Origin of the sequence: Candidatus Phytoplasma rubi, from assembly GCF_026821955.1 — a bacterium.
Classification (GTDB): Bacteria; Bacillota_I; Bacilli_A; order Acholeplasmatales; family Acholeplasmataceae; genus Phytoplasma; species Phytoplasma vitis.
Map to the genome: position 1 here is coordinate 471,407 of NZ_CP114006.1, position 21,087 is coordinate 492,493.

At 26.9% G+C, this 21,087-nt stretch carries 19 protein-coding genes and 9 pseudogenes; 10 read left to right on the forward strand and 18 right to left on the reverse strand.

The genetic code is table 11. The features are described 5' to 3' along the window. Positions 1–129 precede the first annotated feature (129 nt). From RS022_RS02600 to RS022_RS02610, 3 genes are all read left to right on the forward strand, one after another. On the forward strand, positions 130–771 hold the full coding sequence (locus RS022_RS02600; RefSeq protein WP_268849661.1) for a YqaJ viral recombinase family nuclease: 642 nt from the start codon (positions 130–132) through the stop codon (positions 769–771). A 75-nt stretch (positions 772–846) separates the two neighbouring features. Continuing rightward, positions 847–1,125: a dTMP kinase gene (locus RS022_RS02605; protein WP_268849662.1), complete on the forward strand. Its 279-nt coding sequence runs from the start codon at positions 847–849 to the stop codon at positions 1,123–1,125. A 303-nt stretch (positions 1,126–1,428) separates the two neighbouring features. Then, a complete protein-coding gene (locus RS022_RS02610) occupies positions 1,429–2,385 on the forward strand; it encodes an IS3 family transposase (protein ID WP_268849663.1) in 957 nt (318 codons plus the stop codon). Between the two features lie 374 nt (positions 2,386–2,759). On the opposite strand, the pseudogene RS022_RS02615 reads toward RS022_RS02610, so the two are convergent. The 13 genes and pseudogenes from RS022_RS02615 to RS022_RS02675 form a co-directional block, all read right to left on the reverse strand. Further along, positions 2,760–3,387, reverse strand: a pseudogene (locus RS022_RS02615) (phase variable surface lipoprotein). Between the two features lie 137 nt (positions 3,388–3,524). Next, a pseudogene (locus RS022_RS02620) lies at positions 3,525–4,849 on the reverse strand (toprim domain-containing protein). A gap of 12 nt (positions 4,850–4,861) precedes the next feature. Further along, a pseudogene (locus tag RS022_RS02625) lies at positions 4,862–6,355 on the reverse strand (replicative DNA helicase). Positions 6,356–6,372: 17 nt separating this feature from the next. Beyond that, positions 6,373–6,979: pseudogene (locus RS022_RS02630) on the reverse strand (hypothetical protein). A 35-nt stretch (positions 6,980–7,014) separates the two neighbouring features. After that, positions 7,015–7,149, reverse strand: coding sequence for a hypothetical protein (locus tag RS022_RS02635; RefSeq protein WP_017193148.1), 135 nt, complete (start codon positions 7,147–7,149; stop codon positions 7,015–7,017). Continuing rightward, positions 7,149–7,625 carry a dTMP kinase gene (locus RS022_RS02640; RefSeq protein WP_268850203.1) on the reverse strand — a complete coding sequence of 159 codons (477 nt, stop codon included), beginning with the start codon at positions 7,623–7,625 and terminating at the stop codon, positions 7,149–7,151. Before RS022_RS02640 ends, RS022_RS02635 begins: the two co-directional genes overlap by 1 nt. After that, entirely contained in the window at positions 7,607–7,753 is a 147-nt protein-coding gene (locus RS022_RS02645) for a hypothetical protein (protein ID WP_268849664.1), read from the reverse strand. Before RS022_RS02645 ends, RS022_RS02640 begins: the two co-directional genes overlap by 19 nt. A 59-nt stretch (positions 7,754–7,812) precedes the next feature. Further along, positions 7,813–8,462, reverse strand: a pseudogene (locus tag RS022_RS02650) (YqaJ viral recombinase family nuclease). 106 nt (positions 8,463–8,568) lie between these two features. Further along, the gene (locus tag RS022_RS02655; protein WP_268849665.1) at positions 8,569–8,715 is read right to left on the reverse strand and encodes a hypothetical protein; all 147 of its coding nucleotides are present in this window, start codon (positions 8,713–8,715) and stop codon (positions 8,569–8,571) included. 10 nt (positions 8,716–8,725) lie between these two features. Further along, on the reverse strand, positions 8,726–8,917 hold the full coding sequence (locus RS022_RS02660; protein WP_268849666.1) for a hypothetical protein: 192 nt from the start codon (positions 8,915–8,917) through the stop codon (positions 8,726–8,728). Positions 8,918–9,140: 223 nt separating this feature from the next. Further along, the gene (locus RS022_RS02665) at positions 9,141–9,632 is read right to left on the reverse strand and encodes an SVM family protein (RefSeq protein WP_268849667.1); all 492 of its coding nucleotides are present in this window, start codon (positions 9,630–9,632) and stop codon (positions 9,141–9,143) included. A gap of 65 nt (positions 9,633–9,697) precedes the next feature. Beyond that, positions 9,698–10,393 carry an effector gene (locus tag RS022_RS02670; RefSeq protein WP_268849668.1) on the reverse strand — a complete coding sequence of 232 codons (696 nt, stop codon included), beginning with the start codon at positions 10,391–10,393 and terminating at the stop codon, positions 9,698–9,700. 601 nt (positions 10,394–10,994) lie between these two features. Further along, the gene (locus RS022_RS02675) at positions 10,995–11,189 is read right to left on the reverse strand and encodes a sigma factor (protein WP_308738512.1); all 195 of its coding nucleotides are present in this window, start codon (positions 11,187–11,189) and stop codon (positions 10,995–10,997) included. A 94-nt stretch (positions 11,190–11,283) separates the two neighbouring features. Between RS022_RS02675 and RS022_RS02680 the strand changes: the two genes are divergently transcribed. The 7 genes and pseudogenes from RS022_RS02680 (at position 11,284) to RS022_RS02710 (ending at position 17,517) form a co-directional block, all read left to right on the forward strand. After that, on the forward strand, positions 11,284–11,559 hold the full coding sequence (locus RS022_RS02680; protein WP_268849669.1) for a nucleoside/nucleotide kinase family protein: 276 nt from the start codon (positions 11,284–11,286) through the stop codon (positions 11,557–11,559). Between the two features lie 128 nt (positions 11,560–11,687). Further along, entirely contained in the window at positions 11,688–11,843 is a 156-nt protein-coding gene (locus RS022_RS02685; RefSeq protein ID WP_268849670.1) for a hypothetical protein, read from the forward strand. A gap of 13 nt (positions 11,844–11,856) precedes the next feature. Further along, positions 11,857–12,480, forward strand: coding sequence for a hypothetical protein (locus RS022_RS02690; RefSeq protein ID WP_268849671.1), 624 nt, complete (start codon positions 11,857–11,859; stop codon positions 12,478–12,480). Position 12,481: 1 nt separating this feature from the next. Continuing rightward, positions 12,482–13,974, forward strand: a pseudogene (locus RS022_RS02695) (replicative DNA helicase). Between the two features lie 11 nt (positions 13,975–13,985). Then, positions 13,986–15,311, forward strand: coding sequence for a toprim domain-containing protein (locus RS022_RS02700; RefSeq protein ID WP_268849672.1), 1,326 nt, complete (start codon positions 13,986–13,988; stop codon positions 15,309–15,311). Between the two features lie 182 nt (positions 15,312–15,493). Further along, positions 15,494–16,131 (forward strand): annotated as a pseudogene (locus tag RS022_RS02705) (phase variable surface lipoprotein). Between the two features lie 448 nt (positions 16,132–16,579). Further along, positions 16,580–17,517: pseudogene (locus tag RS022_RS02710) on the forward strand (IS3 family transposase). A 361-nt stretch (positions 17,518–17,878) separates the two neighbouring features. On the opposite strand, the gene RS022_RS02715 reads toward RS022_RS02710, so the two are convergent. The 5 genes and pseudogenes from RS022_RS02715 to RS022_RS02730 form a co-directional block, all read right to left on the reverse strand. Further along, entirely contained in the window at positions 17,879–18,025 is a 147-nt protein-coding gene (locus tag RS022_RS02715) for an SVM family protein (protein WP_308738513.1), read from the reverse strand. 24 nt (positions 18,026–18,049) lie between these two features. Continuing rightward, positions 18,050–18,934 (reverse strand): coiled-coil domain-containing protein, encoded by an 885-nt coding sequence (locus RS022_RS02720; RefSeq protein ID WP_268849673.1) that lies wholly within the window; start codon positions 18,932–18,934, stop codon positions 18,050–18,052. A gap of 198 nt (positions 18,935–19,132) precedes the next feature. Next, positions 19,133–19,561, reverse strand: coding sequence for a hypothetical protein (locus tag RS022_RS04165; protein ID WP_308738514.1), 429 nt, complete (start codon positions 19,559–19,561; stop codon positions 19,133–19,135). A 529-nt stretch (positions 19,562–20,090) separates the two neighbouring features. Continuing rightward, positions 20,091–20,285, reverse strand: coding sequence for a hypothetical protein (locus RS022_RS04170; protein WP_308738515.1), 195 nt, complete (start codon positions 20,283–20,285; stop codon positions 20,091–20,093). A 338-nt stretch (positions 20,286–20,623) separates the two neighbouring features. Then, positions 20,624–20,977, reverse strand: a pseudogene (locus tag RS022_RS02730) (ATP-dependent Zn protease); the annotation flags it as partial. Positions 20,978–21,087: the final 110 nt, after the last annotated feature.

Sequence of the window (21,087 nt, forward strand, 5' to 3'; positions counted from 1 at the left end):
TCTTCCCCATCTTTTATATTTAATTGATTTTCTTTTTAAATGTCTTTATCACCTGTTTCGTTTCTTTTATTATTTAGGAAAATATCTTTTATTATTATTAAAAAAAATTTTTAAGAAAGAATGAATATTATGCGCATCAAAAACTTAAATCAACGCACCCAATTATGGTATCAACACCGAAAAAAATACATCAACGCTTCTGAAGTTGCTTCGATAACGGGGTTAGATCCCTTTCGTTCCATGGAACAGTTAATCCACGATAAACTCTTTGGCACCACTTTTACCGCTAATCAATATACGCTTCATGGCCAAAAAATGGAACCCATCGCTAGAGAATTTTTCATTCAAAAAATCAATTTAACTTTCGAAGACGCTATTTTCACTGATGATCAAGTTCACCTTTTTTCCGCCTCTTTAGACGGATACAACGAACAACATCAAGCTGTTTTAGAAATTAAATGTCCTTTTGTGAACGAAAACCAAGAAGTCTCATCCACTTGGACTAATTTTTTAACTCACCCTCAGTTAGAAAATATCCCTCAATACTACTGGGCCCAAGTTCAATGTCAATTATATTGCAGCCAAGCTAAATTTGCTTACTTTTTGGTTTATTTTAATGACACTAATTATCATGTAGTTCGCATTTACCAAGACAATGACTTCATTAATAAAATGATTGCAGATGGTAAAAAATATTTAGAATTACTACACAAAGCAAAACAAGAATTATCACAAACCACTTATTTAAAACAATTAAGTAAAATTAAATAATTAATTAATACTTTTAGACCTTCAAATTGAAGGTCTTTTTTTATGCCCAAAATTAGAATCAAAGGAGAAACAATCATGAAATTAATCGTTTTCGAAGGAATTGACGGAAGTGGAAAAACTTCTCTGATCAATGCCCTTCAACCCCACTTAAAAACCCCTCATCAACTTTATCAAGGCTTAGGGAGTAGTTCACTTGGGAAGGAAATTAGAGATTTATTTTTAAATTTTCAACAAGTAGATTACCTCACTCGTTTTTATTTAAGTCTCGCCAATATGGCTCAAATCCAAGCGGAATTAATTGTTCCTCAATTAAAAAACAACCATTTAATCATCTTAGACCGTTGGTCGCACTGAACCCATATTTTGTTACAACTTTTTAACTTGTAAATAATCACTAAAAACACTTTTTCAGTTGTATAACCTCATCTTTTCTCGTAAAAAAAACTTTTTTGAACTGCGGAAGTTGTTGAATTAAATTTCCCAATTTTAAAGTTTTTTTCAAGACAAAAGACGAAACCATTTTAACTCTTCACTTATTAGTTAACCAAAAAAAATAAAAAACTCGTCTCTAAAATAAATTATTTTTCTATTTTAGCTAATTTATTTTCCATAAGGATGGTAAAATGGTGCTATATTAAATAAAGGAAAAGGTTTTGAATGTTAATTAAAAAACAAATTGAGTTGTTACAAACGGTAATTCTTTATCAACGTCCTGATTTATCGAAAATTATGTTACCTTTAATCAAGGTTTATCAAAAAACTTTAACCATTACGCGGATTTTAACACTTTTAAAAATTAAACGTCATCTTTATTATTATTGGCGAAAAAGTCAAAAACCGAAAAGAAAACGTCAACATAATTATCAATTAATTACTAAAAGAGTAGGTTTATTATGTCAAAAATATCATTACGCTTGTGGTTATCGTAAAATTACCATTTTATATCGTCATACTTTTTCAGAAAACGTTAATCATAAAGTAATTTTACAAATAATGCGCCAAAATAATTGGTTAATGAAATGGCGTCGTCCCCACACTAAAAATAAAATTTTTCAAAAAAATCTCGCTTATCAACCTAATTTAATTAAAAATCATTTTCACACCGATCAACCTTTAACCAAAATTTATACCGATTTAACTTGTTTTAATACTAAACAGGGATTCTTATGGGTGTCGGTTATTTTAGATGGTTATCACCAACAAATTTTGAGTGTCCAAACCAGTTTACGTCCTAATTTAAAATTAATCCAAGCTACTTTTAAGGTTCTGCCTAAATTAAAACGCCCTTGTATTATTCATTCTGATCGTGGTGGGGGTTATACTAGTCGGGTTTGGCAACAAACTTTACAAAAAAAAGGGTTTTTAATTAGTATGTCGCGACCTGGTTGCCCCAATGATAATGCTCCTATTGAATCTTGGTTTAGTAATTTGAAAGGTTGGTTTAAAAGTCGTTATGGTGATTGGTATTCATATTCTTTTACAAAAATAACTAAAAAAATTCAAGAATTTAAACGTTTTTATAATCAAAAATGGTTAATTAAAAAACTTAATTATCAAAGTCCCTTAACTTTTTTAAAAAATCAAATTATTGACAATAAAATAAAGGTTAAATAAATAAATTTATTTTATCTATTTATAGTTATTAAATAAGCGCTTCAGCGCGCTCTTCTTTTTGTTTCATAGATAATATATTTCAATACTTGGTAAGGCAATTAATTTAAAAATTAAAGTTGATTTAATGATTAAAATAAATTAAAAAAATAAAATTACCTAAAAAAGAGGTTTTTATTATATCGATAAATAATAATGATATGAAAAATGATAATACGATAATATCAAATATCGAGTATCATTATCATTATCGATATAAAATATCAAATATCACTCCTTCAATGAGTTAATCTTTATATAGATTATTTTCAAAGTCAAACTGTCATAAAAGTGTCATAAAAGTGTCAGTGAAGTGTCAGTGAAGTGTCAGTGAAGTGTCATTTTTGTTGTTTTGGTATATATTTATATTTGGGATGTAGCTTTTTCACCCGATAACCTTGTTTATCTTTTGTCAAAAAAGATTGAATGTATTTTAAATCTTCTTTTGATAATAAAGAATGTTTAACCCTTTTTATAGTTATTTTTCATGGGATTATGGTATTTATCCAACTTTTGAGGGTCTAATTGATATAACTGTAAAGTTTCTAATTTATTGACATCAATTTTCCCAATCAATTCTTTGATACGGTTTTTAGTTTCATTTTGATAATTGATTTGAAAAAGAGGATATAGGTGTTTAAGGGGGTTATTTTGGCTTTTAAGAGGGGTTAAATCTGAAAGTAATAGTTTTTAACTATTACTAGAAGAAAAATTATCATTAATTAAGGTTATTTTTGTTTGTTTAATTTCTTCTAAGATTTGAGGATCGACAAAAAGAGTTTGGTTTTTGGGGCGGTAATTGGCTTCTTGGTAGGTATTTTTCTTTTTAGAATGAGAAATAATGGCGAGATTGATTAAATCTTCTTTTAATATTTTTAAAAAGTTTTTAATTTGGGTTAAATCGTTCGGGGTGGTTTTCGTGCGCCAACCCCCGATTCTAATTTCTTGACTAGTGTCATTTTTCATTTTTTTCTCCTTTTTATTTGATTTTTGTTATAAAATAAAAACCCTAAATAGTTAAATTTAGGGTATATATATTTTTTATGAGAGTGTGTTAATTTTTTATATGTGTAGATATTATATATTTTGGTGTAAAAAATAATTTAACTAATTACTTCAACTTTGTCTTCACCAAAGAAATGAACAGCTAAATCGACGATGATTTTCTTTTGGGCCTCTTCATAAGAGAGGTAAGGATCTAAAAACATTTTTGGTAAGCTTCTTTTCCGTATTGACGTAATAAATCATCAACATCTTTACAAGTTTGATCGTAAGGAGGCAAAATCCTTCTGATTTCGTATATAATATTTGCTTCTTTGAGTTGTTCACCTAAGGCTTCACTGCGTTTTCGCCCTGTTTCGTCGTTATCTAAGGCGATAATGACTTTGATATTTTCTTTTTGGAGAATTTCTAGTTGAGATTGGGAAAGTAATTGGGCGACACAAATGAGACCGACAACATTTTTAATATTGTTTTGCCAACAACTAATGACATCAAAAAAACCTTCATGAATGATGATGGTTTTTGTTTTTTTAATATATGGTAATGCTTCAAAAAACCGATAACTGAAATGAAAGGTCGGCGTTTGACTAAAATTAGTTAAAGCTTGGTATTTGGGTTGAAAGTAAGAAACTTCGCGGAAATGGTTTTGATAAAAATGAAAAGTTTGATGATAACCGTTTTCGATGGGGATAATAATGGAACCATGAAAAGCATCATGAAAATATTTTTTATTTTGTTGACTGGTTTTTTCTTTGATAAAACCATATTCTAATAATTGATCGATATTAATATTTTTCTGTTGACAGTAATTTATGAGACGAAAAGATAGTGGTTTATCCATTAAAGGAGCGTAACCAAGTTTAAATTCTTTGATGGTTTTTAAAGTAAGTTTTCTTTTTTGAGTTAAATAAGTTAATCCTGGTTGACTTTCGTTATTTTGGTTAGAAGTCAATAAATAATGATAATAATCTCTAATTTGGTTGAATAAGGGTGAGATTTCTTTAAATAATTGTTTCTTTTTGATATTAATTTCCTTTTCGTCAATTGGCTTTTTTGATTTAATAGGTTGATATGATTGTTGAAAAGGGTTAGTAGTTATTTTTGTTATTTCTTTTTCTTGTCGTCTTAAGGTTTTAAATTCGAAAGAATTCATAAATCCTTCTATTCTTTGAATCGCTTCATGAAAGGATTGAATCTGACGGATAGCCATATAAACATCAATAATATCGTAATCTTTCCCACATTTCCAACAATGAATTTTATTAGTTGAAGTGAAATGACAACAAGTGGGATTCTTTCCTTGATGGATGGGGCAAGGAAAACGGTGGTGGTTATTAAAATTTAGAGGTAAAATTTTTAATTTTTTTAATAAAACTGACATGGGGAAATGAGTTTGGATGTGTTTGATTTTATCTTGATAATTCATTGAGTTTTCTCCTTAATAACTTTCTAATGGGTAAGGTAAAATATAACCGATTTCTTGGAAAGTTTGAGTGGTCATTTCAAAATGATAAATTAAGTTTTTTTTGGTGCCATTTCGATTCTTTTTAATAGATAATTCAATAATTTTTTGAGATTCGTTATTTTTTGATTCTAAATATAATTGATTTAAATCTTGATTATAGATATTTAATGGTTTTTCTTTGTCTTTGGATATTTTGGGTTGGAATTTAGACATCATTAAGACGATATCTGAGTTAGTTTCAATTCCACCACTTCCTTTTAAAGCTGTTATTTCTGGTGATTTACCTTGGTAATGGCTATATGTATCTCTTGAAAATTGAGATAAAATGATAATAACAATGTTTAATTCCATGGATAATTGTTTGAGTTTCGTCATTATTTCGTCAATAGCTAGACGGTCGTTTTCTAAATGATTGGATGATTTAGTAATTTGGAGATGGTCGATAACGATGATTTCGACTTTTTGTTCCAAAGAAAAACGATAAACTAAATCAATGATATAATCTATTTTTTTACCTTGATCATAACTAAATGATAAGTTAAGTTGGGAAAAGAATTTTTTAGCGTCATTCATCCTTTCCATGTAGGTATGTTGAGTGATGTTTGAGTCTTCCCAATTTTTATCTAAAATAACATTTAAGGGAATTTGAGTTTGGTGGGATAATAAACGACTTAAATTTTCTTCTAAGGTCATTTCATAAGAAAAAACTAAGAGATGGGGATGATGATGAGTTTCTTTGTATTTAGTTTTAGTGATATCTAACAAAAGATTATAAACAAAAGTGGTTTTTCCTAAACCAGTATAGCCCCCAATGGTGATGATTTGACCTTTTTTAAAGCCTTTTGTGGCATGATTTAATCCTTTGAAAGTTTCCGATAAGCGGTAATATTCTTCTTGGATTTTTTGTTTGGCTTGTTGATTGGACTCGAAAAATTCAGGATGACAAGAAGCCATTTGATTTAAAGTTAACAAAGTCTTATCGGAGGGATGAGGTATAAAGGACATAAATTTCCTTAATTTATCAAAGATTTCTTGGTAGTATAGATGTTTATGATAAGGATCTTTGTTTTCAAAAGAAGGACTAATGATTTTTAAGAGTTGTTGAAATAGTTTTTATTGGGTATAAGTATGTTTTAAGTTATCTAAGAAATCAAGGTTATTTTCCTTACTAAAATCATTACTTAAAAAAGATAGTGATTCTTTAGTAAAGTGATTTTGGGGAAAATGAGTTTGAAGATAAGTGATTAATTCTTTGATAATTTCAGTTTGAGATTTGATTTTATCAAAGGGATGATTAGTTGTTTTTTCTAAAATTAAATATTTTAAGGCCTGAAAGATTTTTATATGTTGTTTATCTAAAAAAGATTGTGGATCAATGAGCTGAAAATAAAAATTTAATTGGTCAGCTTTATTTTGGTTCATATAGAAAATGATTTGTTTTAACGCTTTTTGTTCGTTGGTTAACATTTTAATTAACTCCTTTATTATTTTTTAATCATGTTAATATCACTAAAAGGGAGGAATTGGTGAGTAAGTAATTTTTGTAAAAAGATATTCGCTTGAGGCGAAAAACAATCAATGACTTGGTTAATTCCTGGGATTTTCCCTTGAGTGATTTTCTTGTTTAATCTTTGTAGTTTCCACAGTGTTATTAGTTAATAAATAAAATTCAAAACGAGTATCGAGTTTTTTTAATTGTTGGGCTTCTACCATGGCTTGTTTATAGCGATCACGAAGACATGTTTTAAAATTAAAAGCGATAATCCTTTTATTTTTTGTAAATAACACTAAATCAAATTTAATGTCGGGGATAAAAAATAAATAAGCTTGAGGATATAAATGAATGATTCCTTGGTTTTGAAAATAGAATAAAATAAGATATTCATTGATTTTACCACGGATCACTTTTTGACTTTGAGAGTGATAGTTGTTATTAGTTAAATATTGATCTAGTAAATGGTGATGATGATTCATATATTCATGAAAATTAAGTGAAAATGATGATTTATGAAAAAGTTTTTTTAAAATATTAACACATTGAGTGTTAATGTTAAGTTGTTTAATGTGGTAAAAATCTTCGTTCGTTAACATCTTTTTTCCTTTCTCAAGAAAAAAAAGAACTCGTTTTAAGGTCTTTTCTTCTTAATTTTTTTCGTTTTCCAAGTAATGGTTCCATCAGGTTTGATGGTTTTGATTTTTCCGTTATGGTAATAAAAATAAAGATTACCGTTTTGACATTTTTTCTTAATAACAATAGCCATTATCTTTCTCCTAGATATTTCATAATTTTTTGAATATTGAATGAAATGGGATCACTTCCGTTTAAGATTAATTTCTTAATGTCGTTAGTATAATGAGTTAAATAATGTTCGTATCCTTGACGAACAGTTTGAAAATAAGTTAAGGATTGTTTTTCAATCAGATCTCTTTGATGGTTTTTTTTCTTCTTTCTAGTTCTTCCGATGAGAGGATCAATATCTAAATAAATTAATAAATCGGGTTTTTTTAAGATAGTTTCATGATTCAGCTTAAAGATCTTTTTTAAAGGGAAAAGTTGTTTCTTTTCGTTTGAAAAGGGGAATAATTGGTAAGCATAAGTGGATGGTAACCAACGGTCTAAAATAATTAATTGGTTGTTTTTTAATAATTCCGCTTGGATTTGGGCCATATTGGCGAGACTTAAATAAAAACGAGTGAGGTAATCTACTTGTTGAAAATTTAAAAATAAATCTCTAATTTCCTTTCCAAGTGAACTACTCCTAAGCCTTGATAAGTTTGAAAGGGAGTTTTTAAATGGGGTTGAAGGGAATTGATAAGAGAAGTTTTTCCGCTCCCATCAAGTCCTTCAAAAACGATTAATTTCATTATTGATTTCTCCTTTTATTTGGTTTTGGGTATAAAAAAAGACCTTCAAATTGAAGGTCTTAGTTGTATTTTATTTTGCTTAATTGTTTTAAATAAGTTGTTTGTGATAATTCTTCTTTTGCTTTGTTTAGAAGATTTAGATATTTTTACTATCAGCAATCATTTTAGATATGAAGTTTTTATCTTGATAAATGCGGACCACATGGTATTTTATGTCGTTAAAATAAACTAAAAAGTAAGCGAAGTTCGCTTGCGAACAATAGAGTTGACATTGAACTTGGGCCCAGTAGTATTGAGGGATATTTTCTAGTTGAGGGTGAGTTAAAAAATTAGTCCAAGTGGATGAGACTTCTTTATTTTCGTTCACAAAAGGACATTTAATTTCTAAAACAGCTTGATGTTTTTCGTTGTAGCCGTCTAAAGATGCGGAAAAAAGGTTAACTTGATCATCAGTGAAAATGGTGTCTTCAAAAGTTAAATTGGTTTTTTGTATGAAAAATTTACGAGCTATAGGTTCCTTTTTTTGTCCATGCAGCGTATATTGATTAGCGGTAAAAGTGGTGCCAAAGAGTTTATCATGAACTAATTGTTCCATAGAACGAAAGGGATCTAAACAACCCGTTATCGAAGCAATTTCCGAAGCGTTGATGTATTTTTTTCGGTGTTGATACCATAATTTGGTGCGTTGATTTAAGTTTTTGATTCTCATAATAATTATTCTTTCTTAAATATTTTCTTTAATAATAATAAAAGATATTTACCTAAATAATAAAAGAAACGAAAAAGGTGATAAAGACATTTAAAAAGAAAATCAATTAAATATAAAAGATGGGGACAAATAATAAGATAATCGTTAATAAAACTAAGTTTAACCATTGATTTTGATAAGTAAAGAAATAATGACTGATAGTATTAAGGCTATTATTAAGCTTTGTTAACCAAGTATTAATGAAATTCCACATGATGATTTGGTTACTTCGTGGTTAAATATTGGTAAAATTGAACCACTATTCCTTTGTTTAGTTGGTGAATACTTAGTTTGACGGTGAAAAGATAGAATTTAATGACATAATAAATGGTGATAATTGGAATAAATGAAAGTAGAGCAATAATGAAAAAGATGAGATTACTAGGTAAAGATTGAAAGATTTTTTTAATGAACATGATTTTTATTTCCTTTCCAAGTTGTGTGTGTTGTTAAATAAAAAAAGACCCTGAGGAAGGTCTTATTAAGAAAATGATTTTGTAGTGTTTTTTTGAGTTATTTAATTACATTATAAAAATGATAATTATTATTCTATTTTTTTTAATAGAAATATTCATTACAAAAATTTTTATAAAGTATACAATTAATTACTAAAATATCAATAATTTTTTTATTTTTAATTTATCTATTTCTTATTTGTTCTAATCTTTGTGAACAAATTTCAAGTTTGTTTTCAAAACATTGTTTAGCATATCTTATTTCATCTAAACTTGCAAAATCAAGAGGTACAATATTCCTATTTCTTTCTGTAATATCTTCTAAATTTAAACGATTTATTTGTGCTGTATAAACAGAAATTCTATCATTTAATATTGTCGAATCTGTTATATTAATAACTTCTTGTTCTTCATAGTAAGTTAATACTTTCGAAGCTAAATAAAGATGTGCAGATCTTAAATTTTCTCTCTCGCGAGAATTAATAGGTAAATTTTCTATTTGTCGAATTAATTCTTGTCTTTCTGTTGTTAAATTATTAATCATAGCATTTAACTCATCTATTCTATTATTGTTTTCCATTCCCATGATTTTATGATTATTAGTTATTAATAACAATCCTAATAAAACAAACAAACAAAAACTTATTATTTTAAATTGATTTTGTAATTTAAACATTAATTAAATCTCCTTTGATATTAATTCCTTTAATTTTAACATGTTGGAAGTTGTTAAAATTTTAATTACCAGTCATCGCTGGTTCTTTTATTATATGGGGCTTCTTTGGATTTATCGTTATTGTGTTTATCTTGGTAAAGGGATAAAGTTTTACGGACAGGGTTGAAGTGGAGATGGAAATCTTCGTTGTTAAATTCTGAATTTTCCAACCATGTGCAACCAAGGTAATAGTCTTTGTCTTCTTCTAAGAAATGTTTAGGGCCTTTGTATTTAAGGATTAAATAGTTACCTCCTGGGCCTTCGTTGAGTTGTTGTTCTAATCTGACATATTTATATAAATAGCTATCAATTTCTTTATCAAATTGAGAAAATTTAAACCCATTGTTATTCCAATGGTCGAAAGGATGACGATCTTTGATGTAGTTGGCCAGGTTGGAGGGTTCTTTTTGGTTTTCGAGGCGGTTTTTGATGTTTCCTAATTCATAAAAATTGATGTTATCTTTGTTAGCGAGTTGTTGTTGATAATAGCCGATGCCGTTAAGGCTATCGAAAGTGTATTTTGCTTTAATCATTTGACATTTGTTATTACCGTCATACCATTCATCAATGTTTTCAAATTTGGTTTCTTTTAAAGTAGGGATTTCTTCTTTTGGTAATTTAATGATTTCCATTTCGGTTAAAACAATAAAACCAATAATTAAAAAAAGAAGTATCCCTAATACGATAAAAACCCATTTAATAATTTTTTTAATATTAAACATGATTAGTTCCTTTCGGGAAATTTTGAATATACCAACATTTTAACATATTTGACTTTTGAATTTTAATTAAAACCATTTTTTAAACCAAGAAGTTACTTTATCGACTTTTTTGTTTACGTCGTCTTTAATTTTATTAGTAAAGGGTTGAATTGCACCACTATAGGTATTTTTTTGTGCTTTTATAGTTAAATTAATTTTATTTAATTTTCCTACTTTTTGTTTTAATTCATATTTATTGTCTTCTAAGATTATTTTAGTTTCTTCATGGGCTTTTTGTTCGTCTTTTATTTGTTCTTTAAGTTTATTAATTTCATGACGGAGTTCGGCGTTTTCTTCAAGATATTTACCAGAGACATTTTCTAAAGCTTTAATGGTTCCTTCTAAAGCTTCAATGTGAAGGCCTTGTTGGACCCATTTATCGATTTGTTGTTCTAATTCCTCGCTTAAACGGTTAATTTCATTAGCTTGTTCGTTGATGATTTGGTTTAGTTGGGTGATTTCTTGATCTTTTTGGTAGATAGTTGCTTGATATTCTTTTTCTTTTTGTTGAAAATTAGTAGTTAATTGATTGATTTCCTGTTGGAGTTCTTGTTTTTCTTGTTCAGATAAAGCTTGCTTTGATTAATCCTAAAACTCCTTCTTGTACTAAATCTGCACTTGTTAAACAACGAGGATAATATTTAAAACGGCGGACAATTTGTTCCACTAAAGGTAAATGTAATGTTATTAATTTTTCGCGTAACTTAAAATTACTTTTATCTTTTAAAAAAAGTAAAAATAATGTTTTTCTATTCATTAGTTTCCTTTCTAAAAATATTTTTAGAAAAGTTGAAGATTAACTTTTTATTCTTTTTAAAAAATAAAAAGACCAACTGATAAAGTTGATCTTTATGATTATTAATAAATTATTTAGTTGTGATACTTTTGGGGTGCAGTGGGGGTTATTACCATCTACTTATGCTTATCAATTATTTCCTTTTTCTCAGGAAAAGAAACAACTTTCACCTTTAAAAAAGATCTTTAAGATAAATCATGAAACTATCTTAAAAAAACCTGATTTATTAATTTATTTAGATATTGATCCGCTCATCGGCAGAACCAGAAAGAAGAAACAAAAAAATCATCAAAGAGATTTGATTGAAAGACAATCCTTAACTTATTTTTAAACTGTTCGCCAAGGATACGATCATTATCTCACTCATTATACTAACGACATTAAGAAATTAATCTTAAACGGAAGTGATCCCATTTCATTCAATATTCAAAAAATTATGAAATATCTAGGAGAAAGATAATGGCTATTGTTATTAAGAAAAATGTCAAAACGGTAATCTCTATTTTTATTACCATAACGGGAAAATTAAAACCATCAAACCTGATGGGACCATTACTTGGAAAACAAAAAAAATTAAGAAGAAAAGACCTTAAAACAAGGTCTTTTTTTTCTTGAGAAAGGAAAAAAGATGTTAACGAACGAAGATTTTTACCACATTAAACAACTTAATACTAACACTCAATGTGTTAATATTTTAAAAAAACTTTTTAAAAAAACATCATTTTCACTTAATTTTAATGAATATATGTGTCATCATCACCATTTACTCGATCAATATTTAATTAATAACAATTACAACTCCCAAAGTAAAAAAGTAATCCGCGGTAAAATCAATGAATATCTTATTTTACTTTATTTTAAAAACCAAGGAATCATCAATTTATACCCCCAAGCTTATTTATTCTTCATTCCAGATATTAAATTTGATCTCGTTTTATTTACCAAAACCAAACGAATAATGGCGTTTAGTTTTAAAACCTGTCTTCGTGACCGCTATAAACAAGCCATGGTCGAAGGTCAACAATTAAAAAAACTCGATACTCGTTTTGAATTCTACTTATTAACCAACGATGCCGTTGAAACTCAAAGATTAAACAAGAAAATCCATCAAGGGAAAATCCCAGGAATTAACCAAGTGATCGATTGTTTTTCACCTCCAGCGAATGTCTTTTTAAAAACTTTACTTAATAATCAATTCCTCCCTTTTAGTGATATTAACATGATTAAAAAAGAAAAAAAGGAGTTAATATAAAATGTTAACCAATGAACAAAAAGCATTACAACAATTAATAAAATATAGCGCACAAGGCCAATGGGAAAAGCTAAACCTTTATTGCCAAATCATCGACCCTAAAACTCTACTGGACCCCATAAATACCAAAATCTTTCAGGCCTTAAAATATTTATTTTTAGAAAAACAAGCATCTCATCCATGGGATAAAATCAAATCTCAAACGGAGATCATCAAAGAATTACTTACCTATTTCCAAACCCATTTTCCCCAAGATCACTTTAATAAAGCATCTTTATCTTTTTTAAGTGATGATGTTAATGAGGAAAATAACCTTGATTTTTTAGCTAACCTAAAACATACCTATACCCAAGAAAAACTGTTCCAACAACTCTTAAAAATTATTAGTCCTTCTTTTGAAAATAAAGATCCTTATCACAAACATTTTTATTACCAAGAAATCTTTGATAAATTAAGAAAATTTATGGCTTTTATTCCTCATCAATCAGATAAAACCTTATTAACTTTAAATCAAATGGTTTCTTGTCATCCTGAATTTTTCCAGTTCGATCAACAAGCCAAACAAAAAATTCAAGAAGAATATTACCGCTTATCGGAAACTTTCAAAGGATTAAATCAAGCCACCAAAGGCTTTAAAAAAGGTCAAATCATCACTATTGGTGGCTATACTGGTTTAGGAAAAACCACTTTTGTTTATAATCTTTTGTTAGATATCACCAAAACTAAATATCAAGAAACTCATCATCATCCTCATCTCTTAGTTTTTCTTATGAAATGACCTTAGAAGAAAATTTAAGTCGTTTATTAGCCCACATAACTAAAATTCCTTTAGATGTTATTTTAGATAAAAATTTCGAAGATTCAAACATCACACAACATAACTACACGGAAAGGATGAATGACGCTCAACAATTTTTTTCCCAACTTAACTTATCATTTAGTTATGATCAAGGCAAAAACATTGATTATGTAATTGATTTAGTTTATCGCCTTCATTTAGAAAAACAAGCAGAAATCATCGTCATTGACCACCTTCAAATTACTAAAACTAGTAATCATTTAGAAAATGATCGGTTAGCCATTGACGAAATTATGACAAAACTCAAACAATTAGCCATGGAATTAAACATCGTTATTATCATTTTATCTCAATTTTCAAGAGATACATACAGCCATTACCAAGGTAAATCACCAGAAATCACCGCTTTAAAAGGAAGTGGTGGAATTGAAACTAACTCAGATATCGTCTTAATGATGTCTGAATTCCAACCCAAACTATCCAAAGACCAAAAAAAACCCTTAAATATCTATAATCAAAATTGTAATCAATTATATTTAGCATCAAAAAATAACGAATCTCAAAAAATCATTGAATTATCTATTAAAAAGAATCGCAGTGGCTCCAAAAAGAACTTAGTTTATCACTTTGAAATGACGACACAAACATTCCAAGAAATCGGTTATGTTTTGCCTTATCCATTAGAAAATTATTAAGGAGTTCATCAATGAATTATCAAGATAAAATAAAGCACATTCAAACTCATTTCCCCATGTCAGTTTTATTAAAAAAATTAAATATAATACCACCAAACTTCAACCCCAAATATCGTTTCCCTTGTCCCATCCATCAAGGACAAAATCCCACTTGTTGTTATTTAACTTCAGAAAACAAAATTCATTGTTGGAAATGTTGTAAAGATTACGATATTATTGATGTTTATATGACTATCCGTCAAATTCAATCCTTTCATGAAGCGATCCAAAGAATAGAAAGATTTATGAATTCTTTCGAATTTAAAACCTTAAGTCAACAAGAAAAAGAAACAACGAAAACAACTACTAACTCTTTTAAACAACCATATCATTCAACGAAACCAAAAAAACCAGTTGACGAACAGGAAATTAATATCAAAAAGAAACAATTATTTAAAAAAATCTCACCCTTATTCAACCAAATTCGTGATTATTATCATTATTTGTTAATTTCCAACCAAAATAACGAAAGTCAACCAGGAATAGAATATTTAACTCAAAAAAGAAAACTCACTCTAGAAACCATCAAAGAATTTAAACTTGGTTATGCCCCATTATCTGATAAACCTTTATCTTTTCGTCTAGTAAATTATTGTAAAAAACAAAATATCGATACAACAAAATTAGTTGAATATGGCTTTATCAAAGAAAAAACTAATCAACAAAATAAAAAATATTTTCATGATACTTTTCATGGTTCCATTATTATCCCTATTGAAAATGGTTATCATCAAACTTTTCATTTTTATCAAAACAACTTTCGCGAAGTTTCTTATTTCCAACCTAAATATCAATCATTAACTAATTTTAGTCAAACACCGACCTTTCATTTTAGTTATCGTTTTTTTGAAGCGTTACCTTTTATCAAACAAACAAAAACCATGATCATTCATGAAGGTTTTTTTGATGTCATTAGTTGTTGGCAAAACAATATTAAAAACGTTGTCGGTCTCATTTGTGTCACTCAACTACTTTCTCAATCACAACTAGAAATTATTAAAAAAGAAAAAATTAAAGTCATTATCGCCTTAGATAACGACGAAACAGGACGAAAACGCAGTGAAGTGTTAGGATTACAACTTAAAGAAGTAAACATTTTATACGAAATTAGACGCATTTTACCCCCTTACGATCAAACTTGTAAAGATGTCGATGATTTATTACGTCAATACGGAAAAGAAGCATATCAAAAATGTTTTTTAGACCCATACATTACTTATGAAGAGGCCCAAAAGAAAATAATCGTCGATTTAGCAGTTCATTTCTTTGGTGAAGACAAAGTTGAAGTAATTAATTAAATTATTACTTTATTACACCAATATATAACATCTACACATATAATAACATTAACATACCCCAAAATAAGCTCATATACCCTAAATTTTGCGATTTTATTTTTCGCAAATTCGGGGTTTTTTTTTTTTTAAAAAAAAAAACAAAATTAAGCAAAAAAAAATTAAAACACGACACTAGTCAAGAAATTAGAATCGGGGGCTGGAACACAAAACCACCCCCAACGATTTAACTCAAATTAAAAACTTTTTAAAAATATTAAAAGAAGATTTAATCAATCTCACTATTATTGCTCATTCTAAAAAGAAAAACACCTACCAAGAAGCTAATTATCGCCCGAAAAACCAAACTCTCTTTGTCGATCCTCAAATCTTAGAAGAAATTAAACAAACGAAAATCACCTTAATTAATGATAATTTCTCTTCTAGTAATAGTAAACTATTACTTTCTAATTTAACCCCGCTTAAAAGCCAAAATAACCCTCTTAAAAGCCAAAATAAACTCCTTAAACACCTCTATCCACTATTTCAAATTAATTATCAAAATGAAACTAAAAATCGTATCAAAGAATTGATTGGGAAAATTGATGTCAATAAGTTAGAAACTTTACAATTATATCAATTAGATTCTCAAAAGCTAGATAAATATCATAAACCCATGAAAACCAACTATAAGAAAGGGTTAAACATCATCTATTATCGAAAAGAAGATTTAAAATATCTTCAATCTTTTTTAACAAAAGATAAACAAGGTTATCGGGTGAAAAAGTTACGTTCTGGTTATTTATCAAATTTAAATAAAAAAGAATTAAAAACAAATAAATAATTTATAAAATTACCATTTTATTACCATTAAGTTACCATCTTATTACCACTTTATTACCGTTTTGTTACCATCTTATTACCACTTTGTTACCATGTTACTTTTCATATATCCTTTTTAATAAGAAGCTTATTGAAGGAGTGATATTTGATATTTTATATCGATATTAATAATGATAACGATATTTGATATTATCGAATTATCATTTTTCATATCATTATTATTTATCGATATAATAAAACTTCTTTTTTAGGTAATTTTATTTTTTAATTTATTTTAATTATTAAAACAACTTTAATTTTTTAAATTAATTTCCTTCCCAAGTTATAAATATTATCTATGAAACAAAAAGATGAACGCGCTGAAGCGCTTATTGATCAAATAAAAAATCTTTTAGAGTTATAATAGTTGATATATTTAAAAATAATTTATAAAGATAATTGGTATTAAGATGCAAAAATTAAAACAAAAAATGAAATTATTACAAAAAATGATTGAAAAAATTAAAAAAATTGATAAAAAAATGGTTTTTCATTTAGTCAACCAATTCAATCAAACTCTTAATTTAACCACTATTTTAAAAACAATTCAAATCAAAAGAAGTACTTATTATTATTGGTTAAAAGTTAAAAATAAACTAAAAGAAAAAGAAGAAAAATATCTGTTACAACAAAAACGGATTAAAGCTTTATGTCTCTATTATCAATATTTTTACGGTCATCGGAAAATCACTAATTTATATCAAAAAACCTTTAACGAATTCATCACCAAGAAAAAAGTTTACACCATTATGAAAAAAAACGACATTAGTTGTCGTTTAAGAATCAAAAAAAATTTTACTTACCGTAATTTAAAAAATAATCTCCAAATAATTCCTAATTTAATCAATCAAGATTTTATTTCCACCAAACCTCTTCAAAAACTCTTTACTGACATCACTTATTTCAAAACTAAGCAAGGTTTTCTCTATTTTTCTTGTATCATTGACTCTTTTAATAACCAAATAATTGCTTCACATGTTTCAAACCAACAAAATAAAATTTAGTTTTAAATACTATTAAAAAATTACCTTCATTAAAAGAACCTTGTATTATCCATTCCGATCAAGGAAAAGTTTATCAATCACTTAAAATTCAACAAACTTTAATAAAAAAAGGTTTTTTAATCAGTATGTCAAGAAAAGCCACCCCTCGTGATAACGCCGTCATTGAAAACTTTTTCGGCCAAATGAAAACCATCTTACAATATCAAAATCCTTTTTTCTTTCAAAAATCTCCTGATAAAATGAAAAAATTAATCAATCAATTTCCTCAATTTTGGAATAATAAATGGATTTTAATCAAATTAAACCATTCAACTCCATCTCAATATGTTCAAAATCTGAGATAAATTTTTAATTGAATTAACATCAAATAATATAACCTTGTAAAAGGTTACTTTAGTACGCCTTTTTTTAAAGAAAAATGTTAAATTTATATCAAAGATTATTTTCTTTTCATTTTGTTGACGAGTTTTTCACTTTTTTTACCTAACTATATAGTGAAGGGTTAAAATATTAAAAAAATATCTTTTGAAACTAAAGAATTATCAAAAAAAGTTTAGACACTTTTTTAAACGAAAAAAATATTTCTTTAGTTTGAAAAGATATGAAATTATCTATTAATTTTTAGTCTTAAAGAGTCATTTTAAAATAAAAAGTTGTATGAAAAAACGGAACAGCTCACTTCGTCCAAATTTTCTATCGCTTCATCTAAGATATCATTATCTTTTTTTGTTTACCTTTATAAGTGTTGTTTTCCATTGCCATAACGGATTTATTATTAATTATTAAAAACAATCCTAAGAAAATAAAAACAAATATATTTAAGAATAACAAATTATTTTTAATTTTAAGCATTTATAAAATATTCTTTTACTTTTTTTATTCCTCAACTGAGGAGGTGATTTGGTAGAGGGATTTAAGTTTAGATAAGATATTATCTTGATATTGTGTTTTGACATCTTTATATCGTTCTTCTAATGTTTTTTTGTAATCTTCAGCTCTTGATAACAATCCTTCGTACATTTTTTGTTTGGATTCTAAAATTCCGATATCTCTTTTAATATAAGAGATTTGTCTAAATAATAATGTAGTTTCTTCTTGTAATTGTTTGATTTCAGTTTGAATTAAATTTATTTCAGAATTATTATAAGTTGTTTTGCCTTTAGTTTGAAGTTCTATTTTTTTAGATTGTTGTTTTGTTTTTAAATCGACAATTTGTTTATTTTTATCTTTTTGTTCTTTTTCTATTTGAATTAATTGTTTTTTTAATGCTTCAATTTGATATTGTAATGATTGAAGTTGATTTTTTAAATTATCACATTTTTTATTTTCTTCATTAATTGAATTTGATTCGTTTTTTAACAAATTTAACGATAATTCCCAACTGTTTTTTATTTTTACAGTTTCAGTTTTTTTCTCATCAGAAAGTTCATTTGGTAATAAATTTTTATCTTCGGTTTCCGAAAACACATAAACTTTGATTTTTTCAAAATTTTCTTTAGTAATTGCGTATTTAGGTTTTTCAATGTTTTCATTTGATTTTTTTTTAGTTTGAAAATCTAGATTGGTTTTATACAAATCTAAAAATTCATCTTCTTTATTATTTTGATTCTTGTTCTTCTTGTTATTTTCTTTTTTTTGTTCTTGTTGTTTTTCTTCTTGTTTTAAAGAATTGTTATTCTTATAATAAATACCAATAACAACAATAACTGCTATAATAATGATTATAATTACTAAATTTTTTTGAAAAAAATTATTATTCATTAAATTTGATTGCCTTTCTGATAATAGTGATTATTATCAAATCTTTAAATTTGAATATGTTACTATTATACAATTTTATTTATGATATGTTTAAAAAAATTATTTATTAGGGATCATAATCATTTTAGGAATTTTAGTTTGAAGTTTTTGTTGAAATCTTTGTTGGACACGAGCGTAATTTGGAGATTTTTGTTTTAATTATTCTTTTTTAACATTAATTTCTTCGTTTTTGTCATATAATTCTTCTTCTAGTTCATTGTGATTTTTTTCTAATTCTAGTATATATGCGATTTGTTTTCTTTTTTCATTTATTTCAAAAACAATTTTTTCGTATTCGTTGATAACAGATTCTTCTTTTCGTTTGATTTTTCTTACTAACTCACTTGATTCTTCAAATTCATGAAAAGCTTCATCGGATTTGAATTTATTGTTATATTCTTCTTTTTTCTTTTTGTAGTCTTTGTAGTCAGTGTCCAGTTTAGCTAAGTCGCGGTCGATGTCTTTAAAATACATTTCTAAAGTTTCTTTGGTGATCATTGGGGAACTTTCTTTGTTTTCGTTGGCTACTTCGTTATATATATGCCATAAATGGTGACTTTCGTGAAGTAATAAAGTAACTTTTCCCATTCCTTGAGCGTATTTTCTAGTGAAACTAAAACTTTTTCCTATTATGTTAAGTCCAAATTTAGCAGGAATTAAATCGGAAAAATTTGATCGAAGCCTTTAAAAACCCATTTAACGATATTTCCAGTTGAAACTTCGTGTTCTTTTTATAAGTATTCATACAAGTATGTATTGCCCTATATTTCTCTTTTAAGGCGGGATATAAGCCACGTTCTATTTCAATTTTTTCGAGTTTTTGGTTGACTTAATCAATGTTTTTTTGGATGTTAGAACGGCGTTGTTCAGCGGAAAGGATTTAATTGAATAATGCTTTTTCTCAATCTTTTAAATCTTTATATCGTTTTTCTAATGTTTTTTTGTAATCTTCAACTTTTGATAACAATCCTTCGTACATTTTTTGTTTGGATTCTAAAATTCCGATATCTTTTTTAATATAAGAGATTTGCCTAACTAATAATGTAGTTTCTTCTTGTAATTGTTTGATTTCAGCTTTTAGTCTAATTTTATCATCAGACGAAGCTAGTTTTTCTTCTTATTGTTTTTTTTCAATTTCTTTTTCAGTTTTTTCTTGTTCTTTTTCTTTTATTTGTTCTTTTAAAGTATTAATATTATTTTCAGTTTCTTGTTTTTGAGCTTTGATGTCAGTTATTTTTAATTCAGTTTGTTTTAAAAATTTTTTAATTTTTTTTTTTTTTTTTTTGTTCTTGATTAATTTCTTTTTTTTCATATAACGTTTTTAATTCTTCTTCACATTTCTTCAATTAACCTTCCCAATCGGATTTTAGTCCTTTGTAATCATTAATGGTTTGGTCATATTTGTCAATGGCTTTATCGATTTCATTGATTAATTGACCAACATATTTAGATGATGGTTCTTTTGATTTATAAAAGAAATCGAGATAAAGAAAACTTAAACATCCAATAATGATTAAAAAATAAATTAAATAGCCTTTCCAAGTTGTTGTGTTTGTGTAGTGATATTTTTTTTGATAAAAACAAAACCACCAAAAAGAATGCTAGCTATTAAAAAACCAAGCAAAATAAGAACGAAAAATAAAATAACTTTTAAATAAATCTAACGGAGATATCATTAAAATGATTACCTCTTTTCTTTTGGTTTTCGATTTGATTTAATATTTCTGCATTTTGAGAAATAATCATTTGATAAGCTTGTTTTAAGTCTTCAAGATTGATTTGATTTTTTTTATTTTCGTCAGTTCCTCTGTTTTTAGCAAAGATAGTTATTGTTGTTTTTAAAAAGTTTTCTAAAGTTCGATTGGCTTTTAAGAATTGATGATTATATGGTAAATATTCTAAAGCCTCATTAATGATTTCGAATAAGTATTTTTTAGCTTAATCGATATAAGGGTTTTGACGTTTGTTAATCATGAATTCTAAGAATTTTTCACGTTCTTCTTTATAATTTCTTTAACAAAACCTAATATTAAAATTATTAAAGCGTTTGTTAAAAAACATCTTAATTAATTTTTTCATGATATAATTGTTTTTTTATATTTTATTTTTATTTT